The 11,564-nt window shown below is 55.0% G+C and carries 5 protein-coding genes; all 5 read right to left on the bottom strand.

All coding sequences use genetic code 11. From position 1 onward, the window contains the following. Positions 1–127: 127 nt before the first annotated feature. The 5 genes from ACLJRE_RS23005 to nirB all read right to left on the bottom strand — a co-directional run bounded on the left by ACLJRE_RS23005 (position 128) and on the right by nirB (position 11,411). The gene (locus ACLJRE_RS23005; RefSeq protein ID WP_023212320.1) at positions 128–5,818 is read right to left on the bottom strand and encodes an autotransporter domain-containing protein; all 5,691 of its coding nucleotides are present in this window, start codon (positions 5,816–5,818) and stop codon (positions 128–130) included. Positions 5,819–6,154: 336 nt separating this feature from the next. Then, a complete protein-coding gene (gene cysG / locus ACLJRE_RS23000; protein ID WP_000349904.1) occupies positions 6,155–7,528 on the bottom strand; it encodes a siroheme synthase CysG in 1,374 nt (457 codons plus the stop codon). Positions 7,529–7,539: 11 nt separating this feature from the next. Then, positions 7,540–8,349 carry a nitrite transporter NirC gene (nirC, locus tag ACLJRE_RS22995; RefSeq protein ID WP_000493571.1) on the bottom strand — a complete coding sequence of 270 codons (810 nt, stop codon included), beginning with the start codon at positions 8,347–8,349 and terminating at the stop codon, positions 7,540–7,542. A 195-nt stretch (positions 8,350–8,544) separates the two neighbouring features. After that, positions 8,545–8,871 carry a nitrite reductase small subunit NirD gene (nirD, locus tag ACLJRE_RS22990; protein ID WP_000084814.1) on the bottom strand — a complete coding sequence of 109 codons (327 nt, stop codon included), beginning with the start codon at positions 8,869–8,871 and terminating at the stop codon, positions 8,545–8,547. Beyond that, a complete protein-coding gene (nirB, locus tag ACLJRE_RS22985) occupies positions 8,868–11,411 on the bottom strand; it encodes an NADPH-nitrite reductase large subunit (RefSeq protein ID WP_000049255.1) in 2,544 nt (847 codons plus the stop codon). Before nirB ends, nirD begins: the two co-directional genes overlap by 4 nt. Between the last annotated feature and the right edge of the window lie 153 nt (positions 11,412–11,564).

Raw genomic sequence — 11,564 nt, 5'->3', positions numbered from 1 at the left:
GGGTTTTAATAACTGGCTTAAAGCTGAAAGCTTTCCGGAACCCCCAGCCTAGCTGGGGGTTTTCCATAGACAAAAAAGGCCGCTTAATAATAAGCGGCCTGTATTAGTGTTATATAATGTCGTTTATTTAACGAAATGTTTTCTTAACGTTAAGCATAAAGCCTTTATCGCTGATACCGTCTTCCTTCCACTGGTACGCATCCAGATGTAGCGCAGTATCATTGCTGCTATATTTCACGCCGATGGTTGCCAGGCCATTAACTCCGCCGCCTTTTTGACCGTCATCTATGCCGAACGATTGACCCGCCGCACCCTGTAATGACGCTGTACGCTGGCTCTTGCTGTAGCTCAGGTTCGGGCCACCTTCCAGGGTAGCGGTGGCGCTCCAGCCGTCTTTCCCGGCGTAATCCAGCTTCAGGCCGACAAGAGAGTCTACCGCCGTTTCGTTGCCAGAATTCATGGACAGGTTAAAATCTCCGGCGCTGCGCTCTTTGTAGCCATCTTCCTTGGTGTGACGGAATTTCACCCCGGCATACGGCGTGACTTTCAGCGTATCACTCATCAGAGTGAAGGTTTTTGCCCCTTCGCTGCGGAACTCAAGGTACTGCTGACGTACGTCGGAATCCGCCACCTTGTTGGTGTCGCCATACGAGACGGAGCGACTGCTGTCCAGGTTATGCACGTCATAACGCAGGCTGTTATTCCACGCCAGACCTTCATCAAACGCCATGCTGTGCTTCAGGCCGAAGAACTGACTGTAGCCGCCGGTCAGGCCGTTATCGCCCGCGGTTTTCGAACCGTCGCCATCCAGACGCGCAATACCGTACTCCAGCGTCAGATTCTGGCTTGTGGTCAAATCCAGCTTCTGGCGCAGCGCCAGCATGTCGTACTGAGTGTCGTTGCCCAGTTCAGCGCGCGGGTCGCCTTTCGCCACTACGTTAAACGCCAGGCCGTCTTTAATCTGCGGGGCCGCGTCGGCCAGCATGTTAAAGCGGTTACTGAGGATGCGCGCTTCGCGGAACACGGTGGTGGCCTGAGCGCCGCTGACCTGTTTCAGGGCGTTGTTCAGTTCGGCGGTGGTGCCAACGTTGAGGCTGGTATACAGCTCGTTGTTGGTGTAACCGGCGTCGATCGCACTCGCCACGCCGGAGACGCTGGCGTCGGTCGCCACATCGGCATAGGCGTTTTTGGTCATCGTGACGTCAACGTTGCCGTCGCTGTCCTGGCTTCCCTGTGCGTTCCACACCACGGTGGTGGACTGGATAGCGCCGGCGTCAGACAGGTTGCTGCCTTCGACCACGTTGTCGAAGCTGACGGTGGTGTCGGCGGTACCTGCGGCAAAGCCGGTGTTGATTTCCACGCCGTTCATGCTGGCGTTGCTGACCTTGAGCTTACCGGCGCTGCCGTCGGCGCTGGTGCCGACCACGTAGCCGGACAGGTTGTTGGTGGTGGATGAGCCTGCGCTGTCGCCGGTTGTCACGGTCGCCATGCCATCGTTAATGGTCGGTTCCGTTGGCGCAATGAAGTCAACATAATGCACTTCCGTACCGTCGCCGTTTTCACCGCTGCCTTCGATGGTTTTACCGCTCTGCTTGATAAAGCCGGAGCCGGTTACGCTGTCATCAATATAGACCGTACCGTTGTTGACGATATGGCCGTTGCTGCTCAGTTGACTGAATGCATAAGAATTGCTGGCGTAGATATTGATAGTGCCGTTGTTTTCGATAACCGCATCGGATTTGGCATCAGACTCAAGCTGCATCCCGACCATGCCGGTCTGCGTGGTGCCTTTAGTACCGACGTTAATTTCACCGTTGTTGACCATCTTCGCGCTGCCATGCGCCGACATCGCCACATTGCCGGTTTTATCAATGTTGATGGTGCCGTCGTTAATCGCCTTGCTGCCGCCGTTATTTTTCGCCGTGGTGATCTGCCCGTTAATAACACCGGTGCTGCCGTTATACAGGGTGTGCCCGCTCCCGCCGGTGGCGATATCGGCATCGCTATTCACCGTTCCCCAGTTATTGAAGGCGCCAGCCCACAGGCCGTCGTTTATTAGCGTTACAACGCCGCCTTCGAGGTTATTAAACGTACCGCCTTTATCAACAGAACCATTGTTGATGATCCCTGCGTTATTAACGGTTGCGGCACCGGTAAAGTTCAGCTTATCGATTTCGCCGCCTGAGTAGTTATTCAGTACCGTACTGCCCGATGCGCCGACCCAGGCCGACACTGTGCCTGTGTTATTCATGGTGCTGGCCCACTGCTCAACCGCGTTCATGGAGCCGCTGTTGTTGATAATGGAACCCGCTACCGTGGTCCCCGTTTTCCCGGTCACGGTGCCGGTATTGTTGAACACGCCGCCGTCTACGGAAACGGCAGCCGTTGTTCCCTCGTTGGTATAGACGCCGCCTTTGTCGATGCCGACGCTGCTGATGCTGCCGGTGGACTCGTTGGTGACATCACCGTAATTTCTGACGGTGACCTTGCCGCCGCTGACGATGCCTGCGTTGGTGACGTGTACGGTCTGCGTTGCGATCGGACTGGTGATAATGGTTTCGCCAGTAAGCGTTTCACCTGCGGCGGTAATGACATCGCCATCAGCAAAAGCCAGGGAGACGTTGCTGTCGGTCGGGTTGTACTGGTCGCTGCTCTGACAGTTGCTGTCAAAGCACACGGTGCCGTAGTTAATCACGCTGCTGTTGTTGTCGGCCAGGAACGGTTTACCGTAAGAGGCATCGATATTGATGGTGCCAGTGGTATCGTTGATGACGGTCCCGCCGTTGAGCGCCGCCATGCCGACCAGCTGGTTATCATCAATTTTGGTGACGCCCTCATCGGCGGTGAGATTAATGGTGCCCTGGTTAATGGCGGTTCCGCCATTGAGCGCCATCATGCCGAACCCGGCGTTATTAACGTTAATGGTGCCGGTATTGGTGGCTGTGGCGTCGCCGTCACCGCCATCAGTTGAGCCTGCGACCATACCTGCACTGGTGAGATAGAGCGATGACGGATGCCAGTAGCTTGTGCTGGTAATATCACCTTCATCGTCCAGCGTCGGGACAAAACCATCCAGATAAATATCGCCTGCGTTTAGCGCCGCTCCTTTGATGGCGCTAACGCCATATACGCCTGCGCCCTGCAAATGGATGGCGGCGTCTTCATCATTGACAACATCGCCATATCCAGAAGCGAGCATTGCATAGAAGGTATGGTTGTACCATTTCAGCGGGAAAAAGGAAAAACCTTTATATTTTACAGGTTGCTGGTCAGATATGATGGTGATATCACCGCCAGATTGGTTATGAATTACCGAACCTGCGTCGTCGGCGCGGGCAACGGCAGTACGATCGTCGCCGCCGCCGTTACTGGTTGCGTAAACCAGGATCTCACCGCTGTTGCTGATAGTTGCGCCATTGTCGACGCGCATAATGGAATAGACGCCGTGGCTTGTGATATCGCCCTGGTTCGCAATTGATGAATTTTCTCCGTTAGCGACTAATAGCGCATTGTTAATGGAAGCGCTAACATCTATATAATTGACATTAATATCAATGATTGAATTGTCATCCAGAATCAGAGAACCGCCGTTACTGACCTTGGCCAGTGTGACAGCGCCTCCTATCATGGTGGCTGTATCTATTGTGGACTGACCGCTTAGCGTAACTTCGCTGTCGCCGTTGAGATTGATGCCTGTGACGATGCTGACCGAGCCATCCGTATTCTGGCTATGGGTAATGCTAATACCGCCGCGGATATCTACGTTGTTACCCTCGCCCGTAACGTTCAGACCGATAACGCTCAACGCTTGTCCACTGACTGTCGACAGATCGCCGACGTTGATGTCAAATGTGCCATCAAGGGTGATATCGTTGTTGGCGCCGTTAACGGTGACGCCGGTTAGCGGGGTATCGCCGGCGATCAAAGAATTTTGCTCGAACTCAGCGCTCATATTCACGTTGCCTGCGATATTGACGGTGTTGCTGTCGCCGCTCACGTTTACGCCCGTCGCGCCGCGGAATACGCCATCGCTGTCCTGCACGGAAATAACGTTAATATCGCCATCCAGCGTAACCTGTGACGTATTGCCGCTCACCAGCGCGCCGGTGCCGTTGAGGCTGACGTTAATATTCCCTTTGTTGCGGAAGGCGTTTTGTTCGCCAGCGACCACAAAACCCACCGAGTCCTGATCGCGGACGGTGGCGTTACCGGTATTTTTTGCTTCATTTCCGGTACCGTAGGTGATGATACCCATCGCGCCGTCGGTGACCAGCAGATCGCCCGCCTGGGTCAGACTGCCGTTGTCGCCATTGATAACTACAGCGGCAGAGCCTGCGCCATCCACTGCGATATCGCCGGTATTGGCGATACGGGCCTTACTGCCGTCAATTCGCGTACCGGTCGCGCCGCCGGAGATGGTCTGATCGCCTTCATTGATAATGAGCGTGTTATCGCCATCGACATACAACGCAGCGGACCCCGCGCCGCTGACGGTGGTGTCCCCGACATTATCGATAACCGCGTTGTCGCCGATAATATGGCCGCCGGTGGCACCGTCGGTGATGGTCATATCGCCGTCGTTGCTGACGCGCGCGTTATTGCCGTCAATGGTGGTGCCGGTGGAACCTGCGCCGCTGATACTGGAGGTACCAGTATTCTGAACCGTGGCGTTGTCGCCGTCGATGATGATGGCGGTGCCGCCGCCGCTCACGGTAATGTCGCCGGAGAAATCGGTGGTGGTATTATTACCGGAAATCAGCGCGCCGATGGCGTTGTCTACCGTTGAATGGCCCGAAATGGTGTTGGTGGTGCCGTCGCCGGAGATCACCATGCCGGTGGCACCGTCGGTCACACTGGAGTCCCCGGTGAGCGTGTTGACGGTTCGATCGCCGGAAATAATCACGCCGGTGCGATCCTGGCCGCTGATATCCATGCCGCGATCGGAGGTATGCGATTCGCCGTCGCCGGTGATAACCGTGGTGTTATCGTCGGCAATAATCAGATAGCCCCGGCTGTCGTACTTCCAGTAGAGACCGTTTTCCTGGGTGCCTTCAATCACGGCGGCATTGGCGTCAGTCACGTCCCAGCCGGTGACGTTCAGCGTTTTGCCGTCTTCGGTGGTCAACTGCCACTGGTCATCCTGTTCTGAATAATTCCACACGGCGCCCTCGAGAACGCTGCCGTTATCCAGTTTGAAGCTATCGAAGGCCAGGGTGTCTTTGCCTTTATCGATGGTGACGCCGTTGCTGAAGGTAGTAACAGAATTATCTGTGGGCGTGTCGTCGTCATCGCCGCTATCGTCAGGCGGGGTCACATCGTCATCGCCGCTATCATCGGGCGGGGTCACATCGTCATCGCCGCTATCGTCAGGCGGGGTTACATCGTCATCGCCGCTATCATCAGGCGGGGTCACATCGTCATCGCCGCTATCATCGGGCGGGGTGACATCATCATCGCCGCCATCGTCGGGCGGGGTGACGTTGCCGCCATCGTCGGGCGGAGTGACGTTGCCGCCATCGTCGGGCGTAGGGGGGGTATAAGAATGATTAGAATCTCCGCCACCGTTATTTTCAACGCCAATAGCCACACCTGCGACCAGCGCAGCAACGCCGCCAGCAACCCAGCCCCAGTGATTATCATTTTCAGGTAATGTAGCAAGGCAGGTCGGTGAGAGTTTTGCGCGTTTTTCTTTAGGCAGGGAGGAGATATTACTGGGACATTCTTTTTCATCATCGTTATTTTCTGCGGCGATGGCCGGAATGTAATAACTTTGTAGCGTTAAAGCGATCGCGATAGAAATAAGTTTTTTCTTTTGCATAGGATTCATCCTTAATTAATATTTTCCTTGCGTACTAAACATATGCAGAGAGCGATACAGGCAATGATGAAATGGCCAGAAGAAAATTATGCTTTAGTGTTTATTTTATCACCCGATAACCAGGTCAGGTCAAATTGAGTGCTTAACGGTGTTATTTATTAGGTGAATGAATGATGGGGGAATTTGACGAATAAAAGGGTTTTTACGCAATATTATTAATATTTAAATTCACATGGTGTATTTAAAATGGATTGCTTAATTTAATTTTAAGTAAAAATAATTTGGGGTTACGAGTAGTTGTAAAATAATGCCCTGAATAACAGGGCCTTATTTTAATTAATGATTAGAGAACCAATTTAATTTATCGCGTAAACCAACGACCCGGCCAACGATAATCAGCGCCGGGCTTTCAACCTGTTGCGCTAATTCCCCGAGCTGCGTCAGCACACCGTGGACGACGCGTTGCTTCACGGAGGTGCCGTTTTCTACCAGCGCAACCGGCATATCGGCCTGCATACCGAATGCGATCAGTTTTTCCTGGATAGTTGCTGCCTGATTAAGCCCCATGTAGAACACCAGCGTCTGTTTTTCTGCCGCCAGGTTTTCCCAGTCCAGCTCGCCGCCGGTTTTCAGGTGACCCGTGACCAGACGTACGCTCTGGGCGTAATCGCGATGGGTTAGCGGAATACCGGAGTAGGCGGAGCAGCCGGAAGCCGCGGTAATCCCCGGCACGACCGAGAAAGGAATACCGGCATGGCACAGCGTTTCCAGCTCTTCGCCGCCGCGACCAAAGATAAAGGGATCGCCGCCTTTCAGGCGTACCACGCGTTTACCTTTTTGCGCTTCACGCAGCAGGATCTGGTTGATTTCCTCCTGTGGGACGCAGTGGTAACCCGCGCGTTTCCCCACAAAGACCCGATCGGCATCGCGGCGTACTAGGTTCATAATGTCGTCGGAGACGAGGCGATCGTAAACCACGATATCCGCCTGTTGGATTTGTTGTAACCCTTTCAGCGTGAGCAGTCCGGCATCGCCCGGCCCGGCGCCAACCAGCACGACTTCGCCACGGTGATCCAGCGGTTCGCTAAACAGGTGTTCGGTTGTCGCGTTAACCGCTTTCTCATCGGCATTCGCCAGCGACTGCGCCAGCCGGTCATTGACGAAAAATTTTTCCCAGAAGCGACGACGTTCGCCCATCGTGGCAAACTGCTTTTTCACTCGGGCGCGGAGTTGTCCGGCATAGCGCGCGACCTGCCCCAGATGCTGCGGCAGCAGCGACTCCAGTTTCTCGCGCAGCAGACGCGCCAGCACCGGAGAAGTGCCGCCCGAGGAGACGGCGACCATCAGCGGCGAGCGGTCAATAATGGAGGGCATGATAAAGCTGGCGGCTTTCGGCGCATCCACCACGTTGCAGAAGATGCGGCGTGACTCCGCCGCTTCGCTGACGCGCTGGTTGACGGTATCGTCGTCGGTGGCCGCGATCGCCAGCCAACACGAGTCGAGAAGCGTTTCGTCGAACGGTCCCTCAACCAGAGTCAACATGCCTTCATTTGCCCATACGGTGAACTGTGGAATAAAGGTGAGCGCATTGACCGTTAAACGTGCGCCTGCTTCCAGCAATAACCGTGCTTTGCGTTCTGCGACATCGCCACCGCCGACGATCAGACAGTCGCGGTCGCGTAATTGACAAAATATAGGCAAATGGTCCACGACATTACCCCTTAATTATTGGCAGCAGCCTCTGGCTGATTGATTTTTGCCGGAGCCGGACGCTCCGATTTCGGCGTAGCATACCAATAACCCAATCCCATGAACACGACGCCGGACAAAGTATTACCCAGAGTGACCCACAACAGATTGTGTCCGATTCCGGACAAGGTATAAGCGTCGCTGTGATGACCAAACCAGGAGAGGGCGAACAGCGTCATATTCGCGACAGAGTGCTCGTAGCCGGAAGCGATAAACGCCAGCAGACACCACCAGATAGCAAGAAATTTCGCCGTGCCTTCGGTGCGGATCGCCATCCAGATTGCCAGACAAACCAGCCAGTTACACAGCGCGCCTTTGAAGAACAGTACCGTGGCGGGCGCGGTGGTTTTCGCCAGCGCGACTGAGTGAACGATGCTGGTATCGACCGGCAACAAACTGCCGCCGCCCCAGCTGTAAAGCAGGGCGACAAAGACGGAGCCGACCAGGTTGCCGAGCCAGGTTTGCGGCAGGATAGCCCACATTTGACCGTGGCTGATGGTGCCAGCTTTGACGCCCAGCGTCAGGAACATGGTGTGGCCGGTAAACAGTTCGGAACCGGCGATGATGACCAGCGTTAAGGCGATACCAAAAGTGGCACCCATTACCAAAGGACGCACGGACGGGTCGAGCAGATTGCCGAGGGTGAAAATAAGAATGATGCCGAGACCGACATAAGCCCCGGCCATTGCCGAACTGACCCAGAAGCCGAGCGGATTATTCGCCGACAGGCGTGCGATGCGCGCAGCGTTAGCCGCACACTTATTGATAGTGTCTGTAAACATTTGATTATCCTTTTCTCACTTCATCCTTTGCACTGCCTCTTTGTTGGCTGCCCTCGCTCACCCCAGTCACATAGTGAACTATGCTCCTGGGGATTTGCTCAGTTGCCGCCGCGATGCAGTACAAATGATTTTGTGATAACAATTAAAATGAAAAAAAATACAAAAAAGGGGAGGCGTTGCGCCTCCCAAAAATAATTAACCGCGCAACTGCACCACGCCGTCTTTTACCCGCGCGTCGTAATGTTTCACAGAGAACTGCTCATCTTCCATGCACAAACCATCGCTCAGGCGGAAGCGCTGCTTTTTCAACGGGCTGGCGACCCACAGTTCGCCCTGGTGTTCCGCAATCAGTCCACGAGACAGCACACTGGCCTCAAAGAACGGGTCGATGTTGCTGATCGCGAACACCTGATCGCTATGGTAAGGACGGAAAATCGCCACCTGTTCGCCGCCTGACAGCGCGCAGACGCCGGTTCCCGGCAGGATGTCATCGATTTTGCAGATGTTTTGCCACTGGCTCATGCGTTTTCCTCCACCAGAGTGACCGGGATACGTTCATACGGCGTGGCCGGTCGATGCTGTTCACGTTCCGGGACGACCTGGACATTTGGGTCGCGCTTGTCGCTGTTGATGAAGTGTTTGAAACGAACCTGCGCCGCTGGCGTGTTGACGGTCTCCGTCCACTCGCAGACCACCGCTGCACGCAGGCGCGCCATCTCTTCTTCCAGATGTTCGTTCAGGCCCAGCTTGTCGTCGATGATGACCGATTTCAGATAGTCGATGCCGCCTTCCAGGTTGTCTAACCACGGCGCGGTACGGGTCAGTTTGTCGGCGGTACGGATGTAGAACATCATAAAGCGGTCGAGATACTTGAGCAGCGTTTCGCGATCGAGATCGGCTGCCAGCAGATCCGCATGACGAGGTTTCATGCCGCCGTTACCGCAAACGTACAGGTTCCAGCCTTTCTCAGTGGCGATGATACCCACATCTTTACCCTGCGCTTCCGCACATTCACGGGTACAGCCGGAGACGCCGAACTTCATCTTGTGCGGGGTGCGAATGCCTTTGTAGCGGTTTTCCAGCTCCACGCCGAAACCGACGCTGTCGCCCACGCCGTAGCGGCACCAGGTGCTGCCGACGCAGGTTTTCGCCATCCGCAGCGCTTTGGCGTACGCGTGACCGGTTTCGAAGCCCGCTTCAATCAGTTGACGCCAGATTTCCGGCAGATCGTCTTTTTGCGCGCCAAACAGACCGATACGCTGAGAACCGGTAATTTTGGTATAGAGGTTAAACTCGCGGGCGATACGCCCCACGGCCACCAGACCTTCCGGGGTGATTTCACCACCCGCCGAGCGCGGGATCACCGAGTAAGTACCGTCTTTCTGGATATTCGCCAGGAAGTTGTCGTTAGTATCCTGTAGCGGCGTGTGCTGCGGCTTGAGGATGTATTCGTTCCAGCACGACGCCAGCAGCGAACCGACGGTCGGCTTACACACTTCGCAGCCGTAGCCTTTACCGTGTTTCGCCAGCAGTTCTTCAAAGGTTTTAATGCCTTCCACGCGGATTAAGTGGAACAGTTCCTGACGAGAATAAGCAAAGTGCTCGCACAGGTTGTTGTTGACTTCAATACCCTGTTTCGCCAGTTCGGCGTTCAGTACCTGCGTCACCAGCGGGATGCAGCCGCCGCAGCCGGTTCCGGCTTTGGTTTCCGCTTTCAGCGCCGCCACGGTATGGCAGCCTTTATTGATAGCGGCGATCAGATCGCCTTTAGTCACATCGAAGCAGGAGCAGATCTGCGCGCTGTCCGGCAGTTTATCCACGCCGATAGAGGGTTTACCACTGCCCGCGTGCGACGGCAGGATCAGCGAATCCGGGTTTTCCGGCAGTTCGATGGCGTTCAGTACCAGTTGCAGCAAATTGCCGTAATCGCTGGTGTCGCCGACCAGTACTGCGCCGAGCAGCGTTTTGTTATCTTCGCTGACAATAAGACGTTTGTAGACTTCTTTGCTTTCATCGAGGTAAACGTAGCTACGCGCGCCCGGCGTGCGGCCATGCGCGTCGCCGATGCCGCCGACGTCCACGCCCAGCAGCTTCAGCTTGGCGCTGAGATCCGCCCCTTCAAAGGCGTTTTCACTGCCGAGGATATGGTCAACGGCGACCTGGGCCATTTTATAGCCTGGTGCGACCAGACCGTAAACGCGGTTGTTCCAACTGGCGCACTCGCCGATAGCGTAGATATCCGGGTCGGACGTCTGGCAGGTGTCGTTAATCACGATCCCGCCGCGCTGCGCGACGGCCAGACCGCACTGGGTAGCCAGCTTGTCGCGTGGGCGAATACCGGTAGAGAAGACGATAAAATCGACTTCCAGCTCGCTGCCGTCGGCAAAACGCATAGTCTTACGCGCTTCGTTACCCTGCTGAACAATCTCTTGCGTGTTTTTACTGGTGTGTACACGCACGCCCATGCTTTCGATCTTGCGACGTAGCTGCTCGCCGCCCATCTGATCGAGCTGTTCCGCCATCAGCATTGGCGCAAATTCAATGACGTGCGTTTCCACTCCGAGGTTTTTCAGCGCGCCAGCGGCTTCCAGCCCCAGCAGACCGCCGCCGACCACCGCCCCGCGCTTGCTGCGACGGGCGCAGGCTTCGATAGCGTTGAGGTCTTCAATGGTACGGTAAACGAAGCAATCCTGGGTTTCGGAGCCTTTAATCGGCGGAATCCACGGATATGAACCGGTCGCCATGATCAGCTTGTCATAATAAACGGTACGACCCGCGCTGGAGTGAATCACTTTCTCCTGACGGTTAATAGTAATTGCGCGTTCGCCAACCAGTACCTTCACGCCGTGCTTCTCGTAAAATCCTTCACGCACCAGAGAGAGCTCTTCCGCGGTGTGGTGAGAGAAGTAGGATGACAGGTGGACACGGTCATAGGCTTTACGGGGTTCTTCACAGAACACGGTAATGTCGAACAGGCTAGCGTCGGATTTATCAAGGAGATCCTCAATAAAGCGGTGGCCGACCATACCATTACCGATAATAGCGAGTCTGACTTTGCTCATTTTTGCCTCGATTTCTTTTTTATTACCGCCTACCTTAACGATTCAGCAACCCCGCTTATTGATGTAAATCAAATTCACCTTTATATACCTCTTAATGGGTATGTGGCTGATTTGTCTGGATTTTTATAAGTGGCGGAATTGTCAGGTTTTTCA

The sequence above is a fragment of the Salmonella sp. SAL04157 genome (assembly GCF_046551635.1).
Classification (GTDB): domain Bacteria; phylum Pseudomonadota; class Gammaproteobacteria; order Enterobacterales; family Enterobacteriaceae; genus Salmonella; species Salmonella enterica.
Note: the sequence above shows the minus strand (reverse complement) of the source record. Positions and strands in the feature narration are given on the sequence as shown.

Bases quoted from the DNA above. Each gene is read 5' to 3' on its own strand.
- ACLJRE_RS23005 (WP_023212320.1), bottom strand. From the start codon at position 5,818: ATGCAAAAGAAAAAACTTATTTCTATCGCGATCGCTTTAACGCTACAA.
- nirD (WP_000084814.1), bottom strand. From the start codon at position 8,871: ATGAGCCAGTGGCAAAACATCTGCAAAATCGATGACATCCTGCCGGGA.
- nirB (WP_000049255.1), bottom strand. From the start codon at position 11,411: ATGAGCAAAGTCAGACTCGCTATTATCGGTAATGGTATGGTCGGCCAC.
- nirC (WP_000493571.1), bottom strand. From the start codon at position 8,349: ATGTTTACAGACACTATCAATAAGTGTGCGGCTAACGCTGCGCGCATC.